At 61.4% G+C, this 21,760-nt stretch carries 19 protein-coding genes; 14 read left to right on the forward strand and 5 right to left on the reverse strand.

Features of this window, described 5'->3' with window-relative positions; genetic code table 11:
- The first annotated feature begins 223 nt into the window (after positions 1–223).
- Both dnaG and rpoD read left to right on the forward strand, forming a co-directional pair.
- Positions 224–2,194, forward strand: a complete 1,971-nt coding sequence (gene dnaG / locus J1W56_RS07195; RefSeq protein WP_223612638.1) for a DNA primase — start codon at positions 224–226, stop codon at positions 2,192–2,194.
- Between the two features lie 305 nt (positions 2,195–2,499).
- A complete protein-coding gene (rpoD, locus tag J1W56_RS07200) occupies positions 2,500–4,524 on the forward strand; it encodes an RNA polymerase sigma factor RpoD (RefSeq protein WP_105732097.1) in 2,025 nt (674 codons plus the stop codon).
- A gap of 141 nt (positions 4,525–4,665) precedes the next feature.
- Here the strand turns inward: rpoD and J1W56_RS07205 are convergent, their stop codons facing one another.
- Positions 4,666–5,190, reverse strand: a complete 525-nt coding sequence (locus J1W56_RS07205) for a TIGR00645 family protein (RefSeq protein ID WP_223612639.1) — start codon at positions 5,188–5,190, stop codon at positions 4,666–4,668.
- 130 nt (positions 5,191–5,320) lie between these two features.
- On the reverse strand, positions 5,321–7,645 hold the full coding sequence (locus tag J1W56_RS07210) for an OmpA family protein (RefSeq protein ID WP_223612640.1): 2,325 nt from the start codon (positions 7,643–7,645) through the stop codon (positions 5,321–5,323).
- 263 nt (positions 7,646–7,908) lie between these two features.
- On the opposite strand from J1W56_RS07210, the gene J1W56_RS07215 reads away from it, so the two are divergent.
- From J1W56_RS07215 to J1W56_RS07225, 3 genes are all read left to right on the forward strand, one after another.
- On the forward strand, positions 7,909–8,373 hold the full coding sequence (locus tag J1W56_RS07215) for a YcgN family cysteine cluster protein (RefSeq protein WP_223612641.1): 465 nt from the start codon (positions 7,909–7,911) through the stop codon (positions 8,371–8,373).
- A gap of 117 nt (positions 8,374–8,490) precedes the next feature.
- Positions 8,491–8,844, forward strand: a complete 354-nt coding sequence (locus J1W56_RS07220; protein WP_223612642.1) for an antifreeze protein — start codon at positions 8,491–8,493, stop codon at positions 8,842–8,844.
- A 111-nt stretch (positions 8,845–8,955) separates the two neighbouring features.
- Positions 8,956–9,687: an SIMPL domain-containing protein gene (locus tag J1W56_RS07225; RefSeq protein ID WP_404928101.1), complete on the forward strand. Its 732-nt coding sequence runs from the start codon at positions 8,956–8,958 to the stop codon at positions 9,685–9,687.
- Between the two features lie 69 nt (positions 9,688–9,756).
- Here the strand turns inward: J1W56_RS07225 and J1W56_RS07230 are convergent, their stop codons facing one another.
- Positions 9,757–10,428: an HAD family hydrolase gene (locus J1W56_RS07230; protein ID WP_223612643.1), complete on the reverse strand. Its 672-nt coding sequence runs from the start codon at positions 10,426–10,428 to the stop codon at positions 9,757–9,759.
- A 176-nt stretch (positions 10,429–10,604) separates the two neighbouring features.
- Between J1W56_RS07230 and J1W56_RS07235 the strand changes: the two genes are divergently transcribed.
- Genes J1W56_RS07235 through J1W56_RS07250 form a run of 4 tightly spaced genes read left to right on the forward strand, consistent with a single transcriptional unit; the run spans position 10,605 to position 15,333 of the window.
- On the forward strand, positions 10,605–11,924 hold the full coding sequence (locus tag J1W56_RS07235; RefSeq protein WP_223612644.1) for an NAD(P)H-dependent oxidoreductase: 1,320 nt from the start codon (positions 10,605–10,607) through the stop codon (positions 11,922–11,924).
- 46 nt (positions 11,925–11,970) lie between these two features.
- The gene (gene pdhA, locus J1W56_RS07240; RefSeq protein ID WP_223612645.1) at positions 11,971–12,996 is read left to right on the forward strand and encodes a pyruvate dehydrogenase (acetyl-transferring) E1 component subunit alpha; all 1,026 of its coding nucleotides are present in this window, start codon (positions 11,971–11,973) and stop codon (positions 12,994–12,996) included.
- Positions 12,997–13,008: 12 nt separating this feature from the next.
- Complete coding sequence (locus J1W56_RS07245) at positions 13,009–14,007, forward strand: alpha-ketoacid dehydrogenase subunit beta (RefSeq protein ID WP_223612646.1); 999 nt, start codon at positions 13,009–13,011, stop codon at positions 14,005–14,007.
- A 3-nt stretch (positions 14,008–14,010) separates the two neighbouring features.
- Positions 14,011–15,333: an acetoin dehydrogenase dihydrolipoyllysine-residue acetyltransferase subunit gene (locus J1W56_RS07250; RefSeq protein ID WP_223612647.1), complete on the forward strand. Its 1,323-nt coding sequence runs from the start codon at positions 14,011–14,013 to the stop codon at positions 15,331–15,333.
- Here the strand turns inward: J1W56_RS07250 and J1W56_RS07255 are convergent.
- Entirely contained in the window at positions 15,314–15,964 is a 651-nt protein-coding gene (locus J1W56_RS07255) for a hypothetical protein (protein WP_223612648.1), read from the reverse strand. The genes J1W56_RS07250 and J1W56_RS07255 overlap by 20 nt on opposite strands.
- Before the next feature lie 171 nt (positions 15,965–16,135).
- Between J1W56_RS07255 and J1W56_RS07260 the strand changes: the two genes are divergently transcribed.
- The 5 genes from J1W56_RS07260 to ptsP are packed head-to-tail and all read left to right on the forward strand — an operon-like array spanning position 16,136 to position 20,852.
- Positions 16,136–16,570: a transcriptional regulator GutM gene (locus tag J1W56_RS07260; protein ID WP_223612649.1), complete on the forward strand. Its 435-nt coding sequence runs from the start codon at positions 16,136–16,138 to the stop codon at positions 16,568–16,570.
- A gap of 55 nt (positions 16,571–16,625) precedes the next feature.
- A complete protein-coding gene (gene srlA, locus J1W56_RS07265; protein WP_223612650.1) occupies positions 16,626–17,384 on the forward strand; it encodes a PTS glucitol/sorbitol transporter subunit IIC in 759 nt (252 codons plus the stop codon).
- 22 nt (positions 17,385–17,406) lie between these two features.
- Complete coding sequence (gene srlE / locus J1W56_RS07270; RefSeq protein WP_223612651.1) at positions 17,407–18,423, forward strand: PTS glucitol/sorbitol transporter subunit IIB; 1,017 nt, start codon at positions 17,407–17,409, stop codon at positions 18,421–18,423.
- 29 nt (positions 18,424–18,452) lie between these two features.
- On the forward strand, positions 18,453–18,830 hold the full coding sequence (locus J1W56_RS07275; RefSeq protein WP_223612652.1) for a PTS glucitol/sorbitol transporter subunit IIA: 378 nt from the start codon (positions 18,453–18,455) through the stop codon (positions 18,828–18,830).
- A 51-nt stretch (positions 18,831–18,881) separates the two neighbouring features.
- Positions 18,882–20,852 carry a phosphoenolpyruvate--protein phosphotransferase gene (ptsP, locus tag J1W56_RS07280; RefSeq protein ID WP_223612653.1) on the forward strand — a complete coding sequence of 657 codons (1,971 nt, stop codon included), beginning with the start codon at positions 18,882–18,884 and terminating at the stop codon, positions 20,850–20,852.
- On the opposite strand, the gene J1W56_RS07285 is transcribed toward ptsP, so the two are convergent.
- Positions 20,849–21,610, reverse strand: a complete 762-nt coding sequence (locus tag J1W56_RS07285; RefSeq protein WP_223612654.1) for a hypothetical protein — start codon at positions 21,608–21,610, stop codon at positions 20,849–20,851. The genes ptsP and J1W56_RS07285 overlap by 4 nt on opposite strands.
- Between the last annotated feature and the right edge of the window lie 150 nt (positions 21,611–21,760).

The following is a 21,760-nucleotide window of genomic DNA, read 5'->3' on the forward strand; positions in this document are numbered from 1 at the left end:
TTTGGCTGTACCGGTAATGATGAGCCGGCTTTTCAATATGCGATCTGATAATTAAATCAAAAAGATAGGATGAGCGGGGGATGACCGGCTTGCAGACCTTTCACCGCCCCCCGATATGATGCAATATGGCGCCGGTTCTGCAGATAGCTGTTGAAACCGTGGAAAATGGAGGCATTCAGGGCGTGAACCCCCGAATCGCCGGATGAAGTGAACGAAGAGCAGCATGCGATTTCCGCCATCCTTTCTCGATGAGATCAGGGAGCGTGTACCGATTTCCAGTGTGATCGGCACGCGGGTGTCGTTCGACCGGAAAAAAACCAACGCGCCGAAGGGCGATTTCTGGGCGTGCTGCCCGTTCCATGGCGAGAAATCGCCGAGTTTCCATTGCGAGGACCGCAAGGGCCGCTACCACTGCTTCGGCTGCGGGGTGACGGGCGATCATTTCAAGTTTCTCACCGAACTCGAGGGCCTGAGCTTTCCCGAAGCGGTGCAGCGCGTGGCTGACATGGCCGGTATCCCCATGCCGGCGCGCGATGCCGAGATGGAAATGCGCGAGGCCAAGCGCGCCACGCTTTATGACGTCATGGACATGGCGACGAAATTCTTCGAAGAGCAGTTGCAGTCGGCCGCGGGCGCCAAGGCGCGGGCCTACCTGCGCGATCGCGGCCTGTCGGCAACCACCCAGCATGCCTACCGGCTGGGTTATTCGCCGGAGAGCCGCAATGCGCTGAAGGAGCATCTGGCGCTGAAAGGCGCGACACGCGAACAGATCGAGGCTTGCGGCCTTGTGGTCTATGGCGACGACAAGCCGGTGTCCTATGACCGCTTCCGCGACCGCATCATGTTCCCGATCGAGGATCTGCGCGGGCGGGTCATCGCTTTCGGCGGCCGGGCGCTGACGCCCAATGCCCCGGCCAAATATCTCAATTCCAACGAGACCGAGCTGTTTCACAAGGGCAAGGTGCTGTTCAACGCCCTGCGCGCCCGGCGGGCCGCGCAGCCGCAGGCGGGGCAGGCCGCCAAGGCCGTTATCGCGGTCGAAGGCTATATGGACGTGATTGCGCTGGCGCAGGCGGGCTTTGGCCAGGCGGTCGCGCCGCTCGGCACGGCGCTGACGGAAGACCAGCTCGATTTGCTCTGGCGCATGTCGCCGGAGCCGGTGCTGTGTTTCGACGGCGATCAGGCCGGGATCAAGGCGGCCTACCGCGCCATCGATCTGGCCATGCCGGTGCTAAAGCCGGGGCGGTCGCTGCGCTTTGCCGTGCTGCCGGAAGGCAAGGACCCGGACGACCTGGTCAAGGCCTCCGGCCCGCAGGCGTTTCAGGCGGTGTTGGACGATGCCCGCCCATTGGCCGACATGCTGTGGACGCGCGAGACCAGCGGCGGGGTTTTCGACACGCCGGAACGGCGCGCCGAACTGGAATCCCGGCTCAAGCAGATGACGGCGCTGATTGCCGACGAGAATGTGCGCCGCCACTATGCGCAGGATGTGCGCGACCGCATCCAGCAGTTCTTCGGCTCGAACCAGCGCAGCAACAACAACCGGCGCGACGGCGACCAGCGCGGCAATGGCCAGAATGGCTATGGCAACCAGAACGGCTACGGCCAGCGGGGCAGGGGTGCGGCCTCGGGGCGGCTCGCCGTTTCCGACAGTCTTGCCCGCTCGGTGCTGGTCAAGACCACGTCGGCAGCGCCGCCCCTGCGCGAGACTGCCATATTGATGACCCTGTTCAACCATCCCCGGCTGATCGAAGAGGATTTCGAAACGGTGGTGCGGCTGGAATTCAGCCACCCGGACCTGAAGCGGTTTCATTCCGCCATGCTCAATGCCATGGCCGAGCACCACGTGGTGGATGGGCTGGCAATGCGCAAGGCCATGGCGGAGGCCGGACACGGCACGCTGATCGAGGCGCTCGAGGCCCTCGTGCGGCGCGCCCGCATGTGGACGGCGACGGCGGAAGCGGCGGAAGAGGATGCGCTCGAAGCATTGCGGCAGGCCGTTCACTTGCATCAGCGCGCAAGCACACTACATAAAGAGCTGAAAGTAGCTGAAACCGCGTTGGCGACGGAAACGACCGACGAAAACCTCAACCGGCTGCTCGATATTCAGAACGACATCCGCAACGCCCAGGCGACGGAAGCACTGATCGAGGGCTTTGGAATCCCCTCCGGACGGTCCGGAAAGGGTTTTTGACGAAATTGATTCGCTTTTTTGCCGCGAATCAGTTGAGTCGGGGTTGACGTGGGTCAATAATGACGGAATCAGATTGCGCGGAATTGAAAATATTGGGTTGATGTTTGTAGGTTTGGCTGAAAAACCGGCAAATACGGCAAATATACAATGTGCTCGCCATCGGAATAACAAGGTTAATCCGGCATTAACGGGATTTCGGCTAGTCGATCATTTATTACCTTGACGCTGCAGGGGAACCGGTGCGCCACCGCACTCGTTAGTTCCCATGCATGAACAAAGCGAAACGTCGCTTGGAGACATAGAATATGGCAACGAAAGCAAAGGAAAACGAAGAAGTAGAAGTCGAGCGCGAAGGCGCGCCGGACGGACCGCTTCTCGACCTTTCCGATGACGCTGTCAAGAAGATGATCAAGCTCGCCAAAAAGCGCGGCTATGTGACGATGGACGAGCTCAATGCCGTTCTGCCGTCCGAAGAGGTCACTTCCGAACAGATCGAAGACACGATGGCCATGCTCAGTGACATGGGTATCAACGTTGTCGAAGATGACGAGCAGGATGCGGACGCCGAAGAAGCTGACAACAGCGACGACGAGAGCGATGCCCGCGAGCTTGCCGACGCAACCGGCACCGCCGTTGCACCGACCACGACCAAGAAAGAGCCGACCGACCGCACCGACGATCCCGTGCGCATGTATTTGCGCGAGATGGGCACTGTCGAGCTTCTGTCGCGCGAAGGCGAAATTGCCATCGCCAAGCGCATCGAGGCCGGGCGCGAGACGATGATTTCAGGGCTGTGCGAAAGCCCGCTGACCTTCCAGGCCATCATCATCTGGCGCGATGCCTTGAACGACTCGCAGATTCTGCTGCGCGAAATCATCGACCTTGAAACCACCTATGCGGGCCCAGAGGCCAAGCAGGCTCCGGTGATCGAGCGCGTCGAGGAAGAAAAGCCGGCCGCCGGCAATGACCGTTCGCGCAGCCGCCGCGATGACGACGACATCACCAATGTCGGCGGCGATACGCCCGTTGAAGACGATGATGACGAGGATGATGAAGCCAATCTGTCGCTCGCCGCGATGGAAGCCGAGCTGCGTCCGCAGGTCATGGAAACGCTCGACGTCATCGCCGACACCTACAAGAAGCTGCGCAAGCTGCAGGACCAGCAGGTGGAAAACCGCCTCGCTGCCTCCGGTTCCCTGTCGCCAAGCCAGGAACGCCGCTACAAGGAACTGAAGGATCAGCTGATCAAGGCGGTGAAGTCGCTGTCGCTGAACCAGAACCGCATCGAAGCGCTGGTTGCCCAGCTTTACGACATCAACAAGCGTCTGGTGCAGAACGAAGGCCGTCTGTTGCGTCTTGCCGAATCCTATGGCGTGCGCCGTGAGGACTTCCTCAAGGAATATCAGGGCAACGAGCTTGACCCGAACTGGCTGAAGGCCGTTTCCAACCTCACCACGCGCGGCTGGAAAGAGTTCACCAAGAACGAAAAAGACACGATCAAGAACCTGCGTACGGAAATCCAGAACATGGCGCAGGAAACTGCGATCTCGATTTCGGAATTCCGCCGCATCGTCAATCAGGTGCAGAAGGGCGAGCGCGAAGCGGCTCTTGCCAAGAAGGAAATGGTCGAGGCAAACCTGCGTCTCGTGATTTCCATCGCCAAGAAGTACACGAACCGCGGCCTGCAGTTCCTCGATCTCATTCAGGAAGGCAATATCGGCCTGATGAAGGCGGTCGACAAGTTCGAGTACCGCCGCGGCTACAAGTTCTCGACCTATGCGACATGGTGGATCCGTCAGGCGATCACCCGTTCGATCGCCGATCAGGCGCGCACCATCCGTATTCCGGTGCACATGATCGAAACGATCAACAAGATCGTCCGGACATCGCGCCAGATGCTGCATGAAATCGGCCGTGAACCGACCCCGGAAGAACTGGCGGAAAAGCTGGCCATGCCGCTGGAAAAAGTGCGCAAGGTGCTGAAGATCGCCAAGGAACCGATTTCGCTGGAAACCCCGGTCGGTGACGAAGAGGATTCACATCTCGGCGATTTCATCGAGGACAAGAATGCGCTTCTGCCGATCGATGCGGCCATTCAGGCCAATCTGCGCGACACGACGACCCGGGTTCTCGCTTCGCTGACCCCGCGCGAGGAACGCGTGCTGCGCATGCGCTTCGGCATCGGCATGAACACCGACCACACGCTGGAAGAAGTCGGCCAGCAGTTCTCGGTGACGCGTGAGCGTATCCGGCAGATCGAAGCCAAGGCGCTGCGCAAGCTCAAGCATCCGAGCCGCTCGCGCAAGCTGCGCAGCTTCCTCGACAGCTAAACCGCAGACAATGCGTTGGAAATGCAAACGGGATGGGTGAAAACCCATCCCGTTTTGCTTTGCGGGACCAGCCATCGGCGGAACGGCGCGGGCCGGAAACGAAAAAGCCCGGAAAAATCCGGGCTCTTTGTTTCATTCGGTTCAGATGGACGGCTCGTTCGATTTCTTCCCGCCTTTGTCCTTGGCCATGATCTTGTCGATATAGGCAAGGAACAGCGCGGAGAAGACGAAGGCGAGGTGGATCACCGTGAACCACGTCAGCTGTTCCGTCGTGTATTTCGTCAGGTTGAGGAACACCTGCAGAAGATGGATCGACGAGATGGCGACGATGGTCGATGCCACCTTGATCTTGAGCGAACCGGCATCGATCGTGCCGAGCCAGTGCACGTCGTCGGCCTGGTCAAAGCGGCTGACGAAGTTTTCATAGCCGGAGATGATGACCATCACCACGAGGCTGGCGACCAGCGCCGCATCGATCAATCCCAGCATTTTCAGGATCGTTTCGGTTTCGTCGAGGCTCGTCACCTTCATGACGAAATCCAGCAGCTTTCCGGCAAAGGAAAAGGCATAGATGGCAAGCGCAACGGCAAGCCCAAGGTAGAAAACAACAAGCAGCCAGCGCGACGCCAGGATGATGTTTTCGATGAATATTTCGATACGTTTCATAAACAGCAGGGTCCGATTGATCTCATGCATCAGATAGCGATGCGGACGGCGAACTCAAGACAAAACCACCGGCCGTCACAAAAAACCCGGACCGAAGTCCGGGTTTTCGCATGACGGCCTGCGGATCAGGCTATTTGCTGGCCAGCGGCTGCACCAGCGGGGTGATGCGGCGGATGGCGACGCGCCGGTTCTGCTGTTCGGGACCGTCGGTCTTGATCTTCAGGTAGCGTTCGCCGTAGCCCTGTGTCGCCATGTTTTCCGGCGGGATGCCGAAGACATTGGTCAGCGCCTGGGCAACCGATTCCGCCCGCTTGTCCGACAGCACGAGGTTGGCCTGATCGGAACCGACGGCGTCCGTATGGCCTTCGATGAGGAAGGTTTCCGCCGGGTTCTTCTTCAGAATCTCGGCGATCGCCTTGGCAACGCTGTCGAGATGCGGGATCTGGTCTTCGGTGATATCAGCCGAACCGAACTTGAAGGTGATGGTGTCCAGATCGATGCGGCGGACCTTGTCGCGGATACGGGCCGAGCGCTTGACCTCATCAACAGAATAGATGCGTTCGACGCGTTCCACCGGCGGGCGGGAGAAGAAGTCATAGACGTCGGCTTCCGGCACCTGATCGGCATCGAGGATGTAGTCGGCAATCGGGATATCGAGCACCAGCGGCGGCAGGTCAAGGCCGGGATCGCGCCACTGATAGCGTTCCTCGCGGTCGTAATCCGGCGTGTAGCTCAGCAGAACCTCACGCCCGTCGGGCATGACGCGCGACCGCTGGATCACATCGCCATAACGGTTGCGGATCGTGACGACCTGGACGCCATTGTCGCGCACGATGGTTTCGCGGGTGCGGTTGCGCGGCAGGTTCTCGTAATAGACATCCTGCGCATCGCGCGACATGCGCGGACGGTCGGAGCTTTCCACGAAGATGTTGTTGTTGACTTCGACAATCGTGCGGTTGTCGATCTGCTTGATCACCTGCACGTCGGCCGGGCGCTCCTCGCGCGGCGCCTGCTTGATACGGGTGCCTTCCTCGGTGCGGATGGGCTCGATTCTGACAGGGACAAGCGCCTTCTGCACGTCCGCATCGTTCTTCGGCGGCGGTGCGGGCGGTGTGGCCGGGGCCTGAACGGCGGGCTGCTGGACAACCGGCGTTGCACCGGCCGGCTTGCCGGCGGCCTGGCCGCCCGTGCCCTTGGCCGGCGGCGCGGGTTTCTGGCTGTCGAGCACCGGCGCGGCATTTTCCGGCAGCGGCGATGGTTCCTTCGGTGCGGGTTTTCCAGCCTCGACAGGGGTTGCGGGCTTTTCGCCTGCTGCGGGTTCGGTGACCGGCGCGGGTTTTTCAGCGGCGGGTTTTGCCGCTGCAGGCTGTTCGGCAGCCGGCTTCTGGGCTTCAACGGGTTTGGCCGGCTTTTCGCCCGCTGCGGGTTCGGTGACGGGCGCGGGTTTTTCAGCGGCGGGTTTTGCCGCTGCAGGCTGTTCGGCAGCCGGCTTCTGGGCTTCAACGGGTTTGGCCGGCTTTTCGCCCGCTGCGGGTTCGGTGACGGGCGCGGGTTTCTCAGCGGCGGGTTTTGCCGTGGCAGGCTGTTCGGCAGCCGGCTTCTGGGCTTCAACGGGTTTGGCTGGCTTTTCGGCCGCTGCCGGTTCGGTGACGGGCGCAGGCTTTTCAGCCGCGGGTTGCTCCGGTGCGGGCTTCTGCGGCTTGGGCTGTGCCGGCTTTTCGGCGGGCTGTTCAGCGGCCGGGGCTTCCTTGGCGGCCTTGTCGGCTGCCTTCTGCGCGGCGTCGGCCTTCTTGCGCGTCTCGTCTTCTGCCGCCTTCTTGGCCTGTTCAGCCTCTTGCGCAGCAGCAGCCTTGGCAGCCTGCGCATCCGCAGCGGCCTTTTGCTTGGCCTCTGCTTCCACGGCTTTCTGCTGTTCGGCGGCTTTCTGTGCCTCGGCCTGGGTGGCGCGCTTGGCCTGTTCGGCTTCCTGGGCGGCGGCCTTTTCGGCGGCCTTGGCAGCCTGCGCCTCCTCAGCCGCTTTCTGCTTGGCCTGGGCTTCTACGGCCTTCTGCTGCTCGGCCGCCTTCTGCGCTTCTTCCTGGGCGGCACGCTTGGCCTCCTGGGCGCGTTCGGCTGCCTGTGCTTCGGCGGCGTGCGCAGCCTCGTCGGCGCGCTTCTTGGCCTGTTCTTCCGCCTGTTGCTGGGCGTGGGCGGCGGCGGCAGCCTCCTTTTCGGCGCGTTGCTTTGCCTCTTCGGCGCGGGCGGCGGCTTCGTGCTCCGCTGCCTTTTGCGCTTCTTCCTGCTGCTTCTTCGCCAGCTCTGCAGCCGGATCCGCTGCGGCCTGGGCCATCAGCAGCGGTGCTTCATTGGTGTTGGAGGAGATGTAGGGGCGAGGGAGAGGCGACTGCTCCGCCATCGCCGAGGGCGAGGAGAACAGGATTGCTGTCGAAGCAAAAAAGAGCGCTGTACGTTTCATTGTCATCCCTGTCTTGCGTTTCCTTCCTTGGAAACACGTCAAATGTTTGTGACCGGAGGTTGTGCTAGCTTTGTGGCAGCCGATTGTCCGTCGCGGTCTTCTCACCAGATTCCTTGAGCCTCACACCGGTACATGTGTGATCCTGCCTGAATCCGATTACAGCAAGATTGCACGGGCGCGCCTGTATCCGATGTGAAGGCACCGTTCATCTTGCGTTCATGCAAAACTCTGGACGCGGCGTTGCGGTCGATGTATTGCAACGCATGCCCAAAGAACCATTCTGGAAAACCAAGACGCTCGACGAGCTGAACCGCTCGGAGTGGGAGAGCCTGTGTGACGGCTGCGGCCGCTGCTGCCTGCACAAGCTCGAGGACGAAGACACGGAAGAAATCTATTTCACCACGGTGGCCTGCACCCTGCTCGATGCGGGGACCTGCCAGTGTTCGGACTATGTGCACCGCAAGAAGAAAGTTCCCGATTGTGTCTTCCTGACCCCGGAGATCGTGCGCGAGGTGGACTGGCTGCCCGATACCTGCGGCTATCGTCTGATCGACGAGGGAAAAGACCTGTACTGGTGGCATCCGCTGGTTTCGGGCAGCGTGGACACCGTGCACGAGGCGGGCATTTCAGTGCGCGGCAAGATCACCGCCTATGATCATGACCTGAAAACGGACGAAGATTATTTCGACCATATGATGATGGCGGAATCGTCTTCTTCGGAAAATTAATCCTACTGAACGGGAGATGAACGGCGCGTTGAAGCCTTGTTCAGGTGAATAGTGGAACAAACGATCACCTTCCGGACTTTCCCGTCCGGAGCAACAACCAACAAAGGAGAAACGCCCATGTCCCGCATGTCCATCAAGATGCTCGCTGTGACCGCTGCTCTCGGGCTCGGTTCGATGCTCGGCGTGAGTGCCGCTTCGGCAGCGCCGCTGGCATCGTCCATGGCTGATGCCGCCGGTCCGGTGTCCAATGTCGTCAAGGTCGATCATCGCTACGGTCACCGCTATCATGGCGGCTATCGTCCCGTCCGCGCCTGCAGCGTCAACCAGGCTCTGAACAAGGCAAGCCGCATGGGTATCCGCAACCCGCGCGCGGTTGTGAACCGCAATGCGGTCCGCGTGACCGGCTGGCGCCATGGCCATCGCTCGGCGGTTGTCTTTGCCCGCGCACCGGGCTGCCCGATCATCCGCTGATTTCATCCGCACACGTAATGCACGCGTAGGGCGAAAGTTGTATCTTTCGCCCTATTGCGCCCATAATCGGCTGCGACGCAGCTGTGTCACTTCATCTTGGGGAGATCATCCATGACACCAAAATTTCTAGCCGTGGCTTTTGCCGCAACCGCAATGATGGCCGTTCCGTTCGCTGCCATGGCAGAGGAAGCTCCGCGCCCGCGCATTACGGTGACCGGGGAAGGCGAAGCCACTGCCGCGCCTGACATGGCTATCGTTTCACTCGTCGTGCTGCAGGAAAAGCCGACCGCACGGGAAGCTTTGACCGCCAACAACGAGACCATGGCCAAGGTTCTCGACGCGATGAAGAAGGCCGGAATCGCCGAGCGCGACCTGCAGACATCGGGTTTCAATATCGATCCGCGCTATGTCTATCCGGATAACAAGCAGGGCCAGCCGCCGCAGGCACCGAAGATCGTCGGCTATGCCGTCTCCAATTCGCTGTCCGTGCGGGTGCGTGACCTGAAGAAGGTCGGCGAGATTCTCGATCAGTCCGTCACATTGGGCGTCAACCAGGGCGGCAACCTGACATTCACCAATGACAAGCCGGAGGCAATCGTCGAGGAAGCGCGCAAGAAGGCCGTGGCCAATGCCATTGCCAAGGCGAAAACCCTGACGGCGGCGGCTGGCGTTGAAGTCGGCAAGGTCATCGAGATCAGCGAACAGACGTTCCAGCCGCGCCCCTATGGCGGTGCACCGCGCGCCAAGATGATGGCGGCCGAAGCATCCGATTCAGTCCCGGTGGCTGCCGGCGAGAACAGCTACAATGTCACGGTCAATGTGACATTCGAGCTGAAGAACTAGGATTGGCTTGAGATCAAGTGAAAAGGGTGCCGAAAGGCACCCTTTTTGTTTGTACGTGCATGCTGCCGGTCAATCGTTGGCGGCGCGCATCCAGTAGGAAATATCCTTCCAGTCGGCGAAGACGGCGCTTGCGCCCTTGTCGAGCAGGGTCTGGGCGTGGGCCGTGTAGGTGTGGCCGCCGCCGGTATAGCCGATGGCCGTCATGCCCGCCGCCACGGCGCCTTCGACACCATAGGGCGAATCCTCGATGACAACGCAGGCCGATGGTTCGTGGCCCATCTCGCTCGCGGCATGCAGGAACAGGTCCGGGGCGGGCTTGCCGCGCTTGACCATGGACGAGCTGTAGATCGCTTCGCCGAAATATCCGGCAAGGTCCGTGGTTTTCAGGCTGAAGTGAATGCGTTCCAGCGACGATGACGAGGCAACGCAGCGGGGCGTTTGCAAGTCCGCGAGCAGGGCGGCAATTCCGGCGGTCGGCTGCAGGAACTGGCTGAAGACCTGTTTTGTCTCGGGCCACAGCCCGGCTTCACCCGCGTCGGACAGGTGAAAGCCGGTCAGCTCGCCGATTCGCCGGATGATATCGGCCTGCTTCATGCCAACGCACTGGGCAATGGTGCCTGCGGGCAGGTCCATTCCATGGCTGGCATAGACGTTGTGATAGGCCAGTTCCGCCAGTGGCTCGCTGTCCACAAGCACGCCATCGCAATCAAAAACTATCAGATCGAACCTGTTTTGCGGCATTTCCATCTCTCTTCAAAGCCTGCGTTCCATGGGTCGACGCAGTAGTTACGGGATCATCGTTATCATCCTTATAATGCACATAGGTCTTGACTAAAATACAAATGTTCAATATTCGATTGGCAGGATAAGAATGGTTTCCGGCATCGCATCGGAAGTCTTTTGAGGAGCGTTTTGGTATGGCGAGCAATGTAGCATTGACGGGATTGGCGCGGGACATGCAGGCGCGGGCGGATGCGGGCCGTCCGATCCGCATCGGGCTGATCGGCTCGGGCGAGATGGGCACGGACATCGTCACGCGGGTGGCGCATATGCCGGGCGTCGAGATCGGCGCGATTTCCGAGCTGAACCTGCCCAATGCGCTCAAAGCCGTCGATATCGCCTATCAGGAACCGGGGCATTCCAGAGAAGTCAACACCGCCTCGGCCCTGACCGCGGCGATGGAAGGCGGCAGGATCGCCGTCACCGACAATGCCGACCTCATCCTCGAGAATGATCTGATCGACGTGGTGATCGATGCGACCGGCGTTCCGGCGGTCGGGGCCGAGATCGGCCTCAGAGCCATGGAGCACGGCAAGCACCTCGTCATGATGAATGTCGAGGCGGATGTGACCATCGGCGCGTATCTGAAAAGCGAGGCGGACCGCCTCGGCGTCACCTATTCGCTGGGCGCGGGCGACGAGCCGTCCTCCTGCATGGAGCTGATCGAGTTCGTCTCGGCCATGGGCCATCCGATCGTCGCCGCCGGCAAGGGCAAGAACAACCCGCTCAACATCGACGCCATTCCCGACGATTACGAAGAGGAGGCGGCGCGGCGCCACATGAATGTGCGCATGCTGGTGGAATTCGTCGACGGGTCGAAGACCATGGTGGAAATGGCGGCGATCGCCAATGCGACGGGGCTTGTCCCCGACAAGGCGGGCATGCACGGCCCCGCCGCCACGCTGGACCAGCTCAACAAGACGCTGATCCCGCAAAAGGATGGCGGCCTGCTGTCGCGGGTCGGCGTCGTCGACTATTCCATCGGCAAGGGCGTGGCGCCGGGCGTGTTCGTGGTTGCCGACATGTCGCATCCGCGCATATCGGAGCGGATGGAAGATCTGAAGATGGGCAAGGGCCCGTATTTCACCTTCCACCGGCCCTATCACCTGACCTCGCTGGAAGTGCCGCTGACCTGCGCGCGCGTCGTGCTCTACGGCAAGGCGGACATGGTGCCTCTGGCCAAGCCGGTGGCGGAAGTCTGCGCGGTGGCGAAGAAGGACCTGAAGGTCGGCGAGACACTCGATGCGATCGGCGAATATTGCTACCGCGCCTGGATCATGACGGCGCCGGAAGCGCGGGCCGCCGGAGCCATCCCCTGCGGCCTGTTGCAGGGCGGTACGGTGACGGCGCCCATCGCCAAGGGCGAACTCATCACCAGCGCCAATGCCGCCCCCATCCCCGGCTCGAAGATCGTCGAGCTCAGGCAGCGGCAGGACAAGCTCGTTTATGGCGCGTGACGTCCGGCAACCAGAATTCAGGGCAAACAGCTAAGGAGTGCCAAGCATGGCTCCCGCCACAAACGCCAAATTCAAGGACGATGGCAGCAATCTTCCTTTCGCGTTCCGGCACTATTCTCCGGAGCAGTTGAAGGAAGCCCTGCGCAAGATGTATCTCATCCGCCGCTTCGAAGAGGGCGCGGAAGAATCCTACACGCGCGGGCTCATCCACGGCACGATGCACCTGTCCATCGGGCAGGAAGCCAGCGCCGTCGGCATATCCATGCCGCTGCACGACAATGACATGATCACCTCGACCCATCGCGGTCACGGCCATTGCATCGCCAAGGGCGCGGAAGTGTCAAAAATGTTTGCCGAATTTTTCGGCAAGGAAACCGGCTATTGCAAGGGCCGCGGCGGCTCCATGCATATCGCCGATGTGTCCAAGGGTAATCTCGGTGCGAACGGCATCGTCGGCGGTGGTATTCCGATTGCCGTGGGTGCCGCGCTTTCCGCCAAGAAACAGAAGAACGGCAAGGTCGTCATTTCCTATTTCGGTGACGGCGCCAACAATGAAGGCGCCTTTCACGAGGCGCTGAATATTGCCGCGATCTGGAAGCTGCCGGTGGTTTTCGTCTGCGAGAACAATGGCTACGGCATGTCCACCTCGACCAAGCGGTCGACGGCGGTGCCGAACGTGGCGGATCGTGCCGCCGGCTACAACATGCCGGGCGTGATCGTCGACGGCAACAACCTGTCGGATGTCGCCGAGGCTTCCAACGAGGCTGTCGAGCGGGCGCGGCGCGGCGAGGGCCCGACGCTGATCGAGTGCAAGACCTATCGCCATCGCGGCCATTCCAAGAGCGACCGCAACCGCTACCGCACCAAGGAAGAGATCGAAGACTGGATTGCCAACCGCGATCCCATCGACCTGTTCGAGACCCAGCTGAAGGAATTCGGCTTCGTCACCGATGGGGATATCGAAGCCATCCGCGCGGATGTGGAGAAAGAGATCGCCGAGGCGATCGAATTTGCCAGGAACAGCCCATCTCCCGATCTGAACAATCTCACGCGCGACGTGTATACGGACTGAAAGACTTTCCAGATGAATGAGACAATCCGCGAGCTGAGCTATTCGCAGGCTATCCAGGAAGCCATGGCGCTTGCCATGGAGGCCGATGACCGGGTGTTCCTGATGGGCGAGGATATCGGCGTCTATGGCGGCGCCTTCCAGGTCACGGGCGATCTCGTGCACCGTTTCGGCGAGGACCGGGTGATGGACACGCCGATTTCCGAGCTTGGCGGTGCGGGCGTTGCCGTCGGTGCGGCGCTGACCGGCATGCGGCCGATTTTCGAGTTCCAGTTCTCCGACTTTGCGGCGCTGGCCATGGAGCAGATCGTCAACCAGGCGGCCAAGATCCGCTATATGCTGGGCGGTGCCGTTTCGGTGCCGCTGGTCATGCGCTTTCCCTCAGGTTCCGGTACGGGCGCGGCGGCACAGCACAGCCAGAGCCTGGAAGCCTGGCTCGGCCACGTTCCCGGCCTGAAGGTCATCCAGCCGTCCACGCCCTACGATGCCAAGGGCATGCTGCTTGCGGCCATCGAAGATCCGGACCCGGTGATGATCTTCGAGCACAAGCTGCTCTACAAGATGAAGGGGCCGGTGCCCGAAGGCTATTACACCGTGCCGATCGGCAAGGCGGCCGTCGTGCGCGAAGGCACGGACCTCACCATCGTTGCTTCGGCCATCATGGTGCACAAGGCGCTGGAAGCGGCCAAGGAGCTGGAAAAGGAAGGGATCAACGTCGAAGTCGTCGACCTGAGAACCGTCCGGCCGATGGACAAGGACACGATCATTGCCAGCGTCAAGAAGACGTCGAAGCTGATGTGCGTCTATGAGGGCGTGAAAACCCTCGGTGTCGGCGCGGAAGTCAGCGCCATGATTGCCGAAAGCGAGGCCTTCGATTATCTCGACGCGCCGATTGTGCGGCTGGGCGGGGCGGAAACACCGATCCCCTATAATCCGGAGCTGGAAAAGGCCACCGTGCCACAGGTGCCGGGCATTCTCGCCAGCGCCCGCGATCTCGTGAAGGGGGTGCGATAGCTCATGCCTACCGAAGTCATCCTGCCCAAGGTCGACATGGATATGGAGACCGGCCAGATCTCGCGCTGGTACGCCAAGGAAGGCGACAGCGTTTCCAAGGGCCAGCTGCTGTTCGAAATCGAGACCGACAAGGCCGCCATGGAAGTGGATGCGCCAGCCTCCGGCATCCTGCGTGACGTCAAGGCCGGCGAAGGCGCCGTCGTACCCGTTGGCCAGTGCGTCGCGTGGATTTATGCGGAAGGCGAAACCTATGCCGCACCGGCAAGCCAGCCGGATGTCGTGGAGATCGCCGTCTCCAGCGCGCCGCTGGATGCTGCCATTGCCTCGCCGGTTGCCGCGGTTGCGGAAGCCCTGCCTGTCGCAGCGGATGGTGTCCGCGCGACGCCATTGGCGCGGCGGATCGCAAGGGAAAGCGGGATTGACCTTGCGTCCGTTGCGGGCTCCGGTCCCAAGGGCCGGATTCAGCGCAGGGACGTCGAAGCCAATGTTCCGCAGGCGCGGCCGGCGGCGGCTCAACCGGCTGTTACTGTTCCCGTGCAGGCCAAGACCGGTGACGCGCCGCTGCATGCGGTCTGGCTGCGGCAGGGCAACGATGCGACGCTCGCGCCACTGGTGCTGATCCACGGCTTCGGTTCCGATCTCAACAGCTGGCGGCCGATGCTGGCCGGGACAACGCTGGATAGCCCGATCCTGGCCATTGATCTGCCGGGGCATGGCGAATCACCGCGCGACATTCCGGCGGACATTGATGCCATTGCCGCGCTGGTGGAGCGGACGATTGCCGCCCATCATGCGGGGCCGGTCGTGGTGGCGGCGCATTCCTTCGGCGCGGCGATTGCGGCCAAGGTCGCAGCGCGCGGCAACCTCGATATCCGCGCCCTGACGCTGATCGCGCCAGCCGGGCTCGGTCCTGAGATCAACGGGGCGTTCCTGCAGGGCTTTGTCCGCGCAAGGGCGGAAGCCAGTCTCGTCGCCTGGATGAAACTGCTGGTGCAGGACGAGAGCCTCCTCACCAAGTCCTTCGTCAAGGCAACGCTTGCCCAGTCGCAGGACGATGGGTTGCGCGCGGCGCAAAAGCTGGTGGCCGACCGCTTCTTTGCCGATGGCACGCAGGTCTTCGATATCCGCAGAAACCTTGCCGGGTTGGCCATGCCGGTCCGGGTGATTGTCGGCGCGGCGGACCGGATCATTCCGGCGGCCCATGCCGCGGGTCTGCCCGGCGAGATCGCGGTCCATGTCTTTGCCGGGACGGGGCACATGCCGCAGCTGGAGCAACGGGAAAAGGTCGTGCGGATCCTGCGGGAAATCAGCCGGTCGGCGGGGTAGTCGCGGTCAGGCGGCTGCCGCCCTTCGACGCGACGAGGGCGCGCTGGATGGCGCTGCGGGCGGATGCCAGGTTGGGCATGACCCAGTTTGGCTCCGCACCGAGGAACTTGTCGAGAAAGGCCACGGCGTAGCCCGGCATTTCCGTGACATTTTCCTTGTAGGACCACCAGGTCCGCAGGTCGTTGGCGCAGCTGGCGATTTGCGGCGCCGTGCCGAATTCCTGTTCGTAGATGGCGGCAATCGTGCCGACGCAGAAGTTGGTGTAGAGAAACCCTTCCGGCCAGAAGGCGATGATATCGGCCATTTCGGTCGCGTCGGCATTGGTCTGCGGCGTATGCCCCTGGACCATGGCAGGCGCCTCGGTGATGAGTTCCTTTAGCACCAGACCGGCGGCGAAGATGATAAAGTCCTTGCGGTCAATGCGGGCGAAGGATTTCTGCTGCTCGACGGTTTCGATCCAGTTGAGGAAAGCGGCGGTCAGCTTCGTTTCGTCAATGACAAAGCGATAGCCATAATGCTCGGCAATCAGCGCGACATTCTTGCGAAAGGCCATGCGGAACCAGCGCAGCCGCCGCAGGCGGTGGCGCAGGTCGGGCGTATTCACCAGCTCATCGCGAAACAGAAAATCCATGCCGTATCTCTCTGATCAGTTCCATCAATGTCTTACGCTTGAATGCAGAGGAAGCCAAGTTTTCAATGATACAGGAAATCATACATATTGACATTGCAAAAAACAAATGTTCTATATTTTTCCGTTCCGGCATAGCATATGTTTGTGACTGGACAATGGGAGGTTGAAGACATGGCGATGTGGCAATGGGGATTGCTTGCCCTTGGCGTTCTCTGGGCTTTGCAGTCGCTGGGCGTCTGGTACCAGATGCGCCATTATGGCGATGTGATGAAGGGAATTACGTCGAAATACAACGACGGATATGTCGGTGCAGGCAATGTGCGCGGACGTTTCGGCAAAGGCGTCATCGCTCTCGTGGTGGTGACGCCGGATCTCGTGGTGCAGCGCTTCCTGGTGATGCGCGGCCGTTCGGTTTTCGCGAAGTTTGCGCGGCGGACGGAATTCGAGGGAATCACGCTGAACGCCCTGCGCGCCGATCCGCTCCTATCCGGCGTGGAAGACCCGGCCCTGGCCAAGGCGGCGGAGCGCGCCATCGAGCAGATCGATCGTGCGCGTGCCGAGCCGAAGCGGCCGGGCCTGGCAGGAATCAAGACAGTCAACGCATAGGGGCAAGCCCGGGGGTGGCCGTACCCAAGCAAATGGCCGATAAGGAGGAGGGAACATGTCAATTCTAACAATGTTGGCACAGCACGCCGACGTCACCATGCACCATCTGTCGGTGGCAGGGTCGATGGTCTCGGATGCTGCGCTGCACGGCAAACAGGCTATCCACCACGCGGGCAATGACCTCGTGGTGCTGGCGCAATCCAGCGGCGATATTTCCGTCGAGGAATTCAAGAACAAGCTGCAAAACGTGCAGAAGGAAGAGCAGCTCGGCTGGCTCACCAGCGCCGGTAAATATTTTATCGGTATTTTCCAGAAGGGCGGCGAAGTCTTTGCCGGTTTCGTCACCGGTATCATCCCGACACTCGTCGTGCTGATGACCGCCTTCTACGCGCTGACCGAACTGGTCGGCGAAGAGCGTGTCCATGGCATCGCGCGCGGCGCGGGCCGTATTGCCCTGACCCGTTACACGGTGCTGCCATTGCTCTCCGTGTTCTTCCTGACCAATCCGATGGCCTATACGTTCGGCTCGTTCCTCGAGGAAAAGCACAAGCCGGCGTTCTATGACGCTGCCGTGTCCTATGTGCATCCGCCGCTCGGCCTGTTCCCGCATATCAATCCCGGCGAGTATTTCGTCTGGGGCGGCATTCTGGTGGCCCTGCTTGAACTGGAAAAGAAGGGTCTTGTTCCCGCCGGTTATCACATCCGGGTGGCGATCTGGTACGCCATTGTCGGTCTCGTGGTCATCCTCCTCAAAGGCATGCTGACCGAGCGCATCACCGCCATCATGGCGCGGCGCCAGGGCATCGAGCTTTAAGTCAGGGGTGGGGAGAAAAACAATGTCGAAGACCTATAAACCAGTCAAAATATCCAAGGGCTCCAACGGTTGGGGCGGCCCGCTGACCATCCAGCTGACACCGCAGCGCAACAAGGTTGTTTCCGTCACGGGCGGCGGGATTCATCCCGTGGCGCGCCGGATCGCCGAACTCACCGGCGGTGAAGCCGTCGATGGCTTCAAGTCGCCGCCGGTCGAAGGCGAAATGGGCGTTGTCGTCGTCGATTGCGGCGGTACCGCACGCTGCGGCGTCTATCCGCGCAAGCGCATTCCAACCGTCAATCTGACGCCTGTCGGCCAGTCCGGCCCACTGGCGCAGTTCATCACCGAGGACATCTATGTCTCCGGCGTCAAGGAAGCCAATATCGAGCTTGCCGACGGATCGCAGGAAGCCACGGTGGCGGGGGCGGCTGCCACGCCGACACCGGCCGAAATGGCCGCTGCCATGTCCAGCCGTACGGATACGGCATCGGACAACGGCGAAGGCGGCCTGATCGGGCTGATCAGTTCGGTTGGCCGGGTCATGGGCCGCGTCGTCGGCATTTTCTTCAATGCCGGCCGCCGCACGATCGATCAGGTCATCCGCAACGTCCTGCCGTTCATGGCCTTTGTGACCATGCTCATCGGCTTCATCCTCTATACGGGGATCGGCGATGTGCTGGCCCAGCCGATGGGTCCGCTTGCCAACAACATCGTCGGCCTTTTGATCATCTCGGCCATTTGCGGCCTGCCGTTCCTGTCACCCATCCTGGGACCGGGCGCGGTGATTGCCCAGGTCATCGGCGTTGCCATCATCGGTCCGCAGATCGCCAATGGCACGATTTCGCCCGCAATGGCCCTGCCTGCATTGTTTGCCTACAACACGCAGGTTGGTTGTGATTTCGTGCCGGTCGGACTGGCGCTGGGTGAAGCCAAGCCCAAGACGATCGAGATCGGTGTCCCGGCGGTTCTGATCAGCCGCCAGATCATGGGTCCCGTCTCGGTGCTGATCGCCTGGGTTGTCAGCCTGATCGTATTCTAAACCCGATTAACAAGAAGAGGTTCGCCATCATGTCAGTTCTTTTGAAAACACGGGTAACGGCCGTGGGTCCCGAGGTGGCGGACCTCGCAGAGGGAGGCGTTGTCATCCTGTTTGCCGATGGCGCGCCGCCGGAACTCGCCGAGGTTTCGATCCTGCATCTGGTCGACGGCACGCCGTCGGCAACAACGCCGCCGGTCGGTTCGGTGATCCGCATCGGCGATCTCTCGGCCAAGATAACCGGCATCGGCGACTATGCCTGGCAGAAAGTCCGGGACATCGGCCATGTTGTCATCACATTCAACGGGTCCGATCATGTTGACCGTCCCGGTGAAATCTGTGCATCGGAAGTGGATACTGACGAACTGGTTTCAACCCTCAAGGTGGGGGCGACGATCACCATCGGATAGGGTTCAGGACTGACAGGCCGAAACAGAACGAAATACCAAAGAGAGTAAAGCATGGAACGCTCGACGATTGTGCGGGTGCATGACGGATTGCATGCGCGGCCAGCCACCCGGTTTGTCAAACTCGCCAAGAGTTTCGAATCGGATATCGAGCTGGTCAAGGATGACAGGTCGGTCAGCGCCAAGAGTTCAGTCAAACTCATGCTGCTTGGCGTCAAGGAAAACGAGGAAATCACCGTCCGCGCAACCGGTGCCGATGCCATCGAAGCCATCGAGGCGCTGATCGGCTACCTCGAAAACCCGCATGCGGGGATCGAAGATGACGGCGCGGTCCAGCCGCCGAAGCCGGATGCCGGGAAGCCCGCCGCGAACAGGCCTGCGCATGGCCCTGCCGCCGATGGTGCCCTGCGCGGTGTCGCTGCAAGCGAAGGCGTGGCCGTCGGCCCCGTCTACGGGTTTTTTCCCGCAGAGATCAAGCATGAGAACCGCCCGCTGGCGGCCAACGCCATCGCCGACGAGGTTTTGCGGCTGAAGCAGGCCATCGCCACCGTGCAGAAGCGCATGGACGCCTCGCTGTCGGAAGCCGGATTGGCGGACAGTGACCGGGGTATCGTCGCGGCACTGAAGGATATCGCCAATGACGACGAACTGACCGGCGGGGCGATTGCCATTGTCGAAGGCGGTATCGACGCGGTTTCGGCGGTGATCGGCGCGACATCGAAGATCGCCTCCGATTTCGCCACCATGGACGATCCCTATCTCAACGCCCGCGCCGACGATGTGAATGCGGTCGGGCGGCAGATATGCCTGGCCCTGCTGGGGCAGGAAGACGTCAACCTTGACACCATCGCCGAGGGTTCGATCCTGGTTGCCGAGGATATCGGTGCCTGGGATCTCGCCCGCGCGCCTTTGAAGCGCATTGCCGGGGTGATCTGCGGCCATGGCGGCGCCACCTCGCATGTCGCCATCATCGCCCGTGCCCACGGCATTCCCGCCGTGCTTGGCCTTGGCCGCGCCGTGCTCGATTTGAAGGATGCCAGGACCGTTGCGCTCGACGGCGACAGCGGCGCGGTTTTCGCCGATCCGGATACGGCCGTCGCCGATCGTTTTCAGGCGGCCATTGCCAAGGCAGATGCGGAAAAGCGCGCGCTGACCGCCTATAAGGACGTTACGCCCCGGCGCGCCGACGGCACGGTCATCGACATTGCCGCCAATATCGGTTCGCTCGAGGAAATCGATGCGGCGAAGGAAGCGGGCGCCATGGGCGTCGGCCTGTTCCGCACCGAACTCCTGTTCATGCGCCATATCCACCTGCCGTCGGAAGATCTGCAGGCGGAAACCTATTCCAGCCTCGCCAAAGCCTTTGCGCCGCATACGGTGATCGTGCGGACGCTCGACATCGGCGGCGACAAGCCGATTGCCGGGGTCGACTTTCCCGATGAGGAAAACCCGTTCCTCGGCTGGCGCGGCATCCGCATGTGCCTGGACCGGCCGGATATCTTCAAGCCGCAGCTGCGGGCACTGCTGCGCGCGGCTGTCCACGGCAACATCAAGGTGATGCTGCCGATGATTTCGGGCGTCGGCGAGGTGCAGGCAACGAAGGCGCTGATCGAGGAGTGCGCCGGGGAACTGGCCGCCGCTGGCACGCCATTTGCGCATTTCGATCTCGGTGTGATGATCGAGACACCGGCCGCCGTGTTGATTGCCCCGGCACTGGCCAGGGAAGTCGCGTTCTTTTCCATCGGCACCAACGACCTGACGCAGTACATCATGGCCGCCGACCGGCTCAACCCGACGGTGGCCAAGCTCAATGACGTGACCCATCCCGCCGTCATGGCCGCCATTGAACTGACGGCAAAAGCCGGGGTCGATGCGGGCATCATGGTCGGGATGTGCGGTGAAGCCGCCGGGCGCCCGGACCTGATCCCGGCTTTCATCGCCATGGGCCTGACCGAGCTGAGCATGAGCCCGTCATCGATCCAGCGCGCCAAGAAGTGCGTTCTGGACGGTGCTAAAACCGCTTAGGGCAGGACCGGAATCAGGAAGGCGAAAAGACCGGACAGCGCATCCGTCCGGTTTTTGCCCTGCGTGGCCTCGATGAGGCTGGTGTGGCGGGCTTTGAGTGCCAGCAGCGCACTCTCCACCAGCTTTTCGTCGCCCGGCTCTTCATTGTCGCTGTAGCTGGCAAGGCCGATGGCAAGCGCAATGGCGGAGAAGCACAGGAACCGGGTCGCCATGTCCGGGCCGTTGTCACCCGGCATATGCGGCGGCAGCGGCTGGGCCTGGTGGCTGGACTGCAGTTCAAAGGTCAGGACCGCGCAGGCATCCGATATCTCGGTCAAGCCGTTCGTGCGGGTTGCCGCCTTGATCCGGTCGGCATGCCGGCGAATCATGATCGCGTGGACGGAGGCAAAGGTCGCCTCGTGAACCACCGGGTTTTCGCTGCCGAGAACGGTAAAAATACGTTTCGCCAGATAATAGACATCGCGGCGGAACAAGGCTTCGCCCCTGGCGCTGTCGGCGGGGAAATAGGCATGCAGGCTGCGCGCCTCGATGGTGGCCGAATGGGCCTTCGGGTCCTGCGACACCAGCGAAATCGAGATTTTTTCGGCCACGGTCAGCGCCTTGTCGACGACGCGGGCGGCATGACCCAGCAAAGCTTCCGGACCTTCAGGGGCGGCCGTCCTGATCTTGTCGCTGCGGCTGGCCCGGATCATGTGCCGGACATCGCGCAACCGGTCCTTGAGGCCGACGACAATCTCGTTTGAAATATCCCTGATCATGTGGCAGACCTCGACTTGCAAAGTGGATAATGCTTTGTATCTGCTTTTGGTGACTTGCTAAACAATATTCTGCCGGAGTGTACTGTGCACGGCGTTGTTTTGTCAGCACACAAATCTGGCACCGGCAGGAAACGGATACGAGCAATAGGG

The organism is Phyllobacterium calauticae, assembly GCF_019991125.1.
Taxonomy (GTDB): Bacteria; Pseudomonadota; Alphaproteobacteria; order Rhizobiales; family Rhizobiaceae; genus Phyllobacterium; species Phyllobacterium calauticae.

Coding starts and splice junctions, on each gene's coding strand:
- dnaG (WP_223612638.1), top strand. CDS start 224: ATGCGATTTCCGCCATCCTTTCTCGATGAGATCAGGGAGCGTGTACCG.
- rpoD (WP_105732097.1), top strand. CDS start 2,500: ATGGCAACGAAAGCAAAGGAAAACGAAGAAGTAGAAGTCGAGCGCGAA.
- J1W56_RS07205 (WP_223612639.1), bottom strand. CDS start 5,190: ATGAAACGTATCGAAATATTCATCGAAAACATCATCCTGGCGTCGCGC.
- J1W56_RS07210 (WP_223612640.1), bottom strand. CDS start 7,645: ATGAAACGTACAGCGCTCTTTTTTGCTTCGACAGCAATCCTGTTCTCC.
- J1W56_RS07215 (WP_223612641.1), top strand. CDS start 7,909: ATGCCCAAAGAACCATTCTGGAAAACCAAGACGCTCGACGAGCTGAAC.
- J1W56_RS07220 (WP_223612642.1), top strand. CDS start 8,491: ATGTCCCGCATGTCCATCAAGATGCTCGCTGTGACCGCTGCTCTCGGG.
- J1W56_RS07225 (WP_404928101.1), top strand. CDS start 8,956: ATGACACCAAAATTTCTAGCCGTGGCTTTTGCCGCAACCGCAATGATG.
- J1W56_RS07230 (WP_223612643.1), bottom strand. CDS start 10,428: ATGCCGCAAAACAGGTTCGATCTGATAGTTTTTGATTGCGATGGCGTG.
- J1W56_RS07235 (WP_223612644.1), top strand. CDS start 10,605: ATGGCGAGCAATGTAGCATTGACGGGATTGGCGCGGGACATGCAGGCG.
- pdhA (WP_223612645.1), top strand. CDS start 11,971: ATGGCTCCCGCCACAAACGCCAAATTCAAGGACGATGGCAGCAATCTT.
- J1W56_RS07245 (WP_223612646.1), top strand. CDS start 13,009: ATGAATGAGACAATCCGCGAGCTGAGCTATTCGCAGGCTATCCAGGAA.
- J1W56_RS07250 (WP_223612647.1), top strand. CDS start 14,011: ATGCCTACCGAAGTCATCCTGCCCAAGGTCGACATGGATATGGAGACC.
- J1W56_RS07255 (WP_223612648.1), bottom strand. CDS start 15,964: ATGGATTTTCTGTTTCGCGATGAGCTGGTGAATACGCCCGACCTGCGC.
- J1W56_RS07260 (WP_223612649.1), top strand. CDS start 16,136: ATGGCGATGTGGCAATGGGGATTGCTTGCCCTTGGCGTTCTCTGGGCT.
- srlA (WP_223612650.1), top strand. CDS start 16,626: ATGTCAATTCTAACAATGTTGGCACAGCACGCCGACGTCACCATGCAC.
- srlE (WP_223612651.1), top strand. CDS start 17,407: ATGTCGAAGACCTATAAACCAGTCAAAATATCCAAGGGCTCCAACGGT.
- J1W56_RS07275 (WP_223612652.1), top strand. CDS start 18,453: ATGTCAGTTCTTTTGAAAACACGGGTAACGGCCGTGGGTCCCGAGGTG.
- ptsP (WP_223612653.1), top strand. CDS start 18,882: ATGGAACGCTCGACGATTGTGCGGGTGCATGACGGATTGCATGCGCGG.
- J1W56_RS07285 (WP_223612654.1), bottom strand. CDS start 21,610: ATGATCAGGGATATTTCAAACGAGATTGTCGTCGGCCTCAAGGACCGG.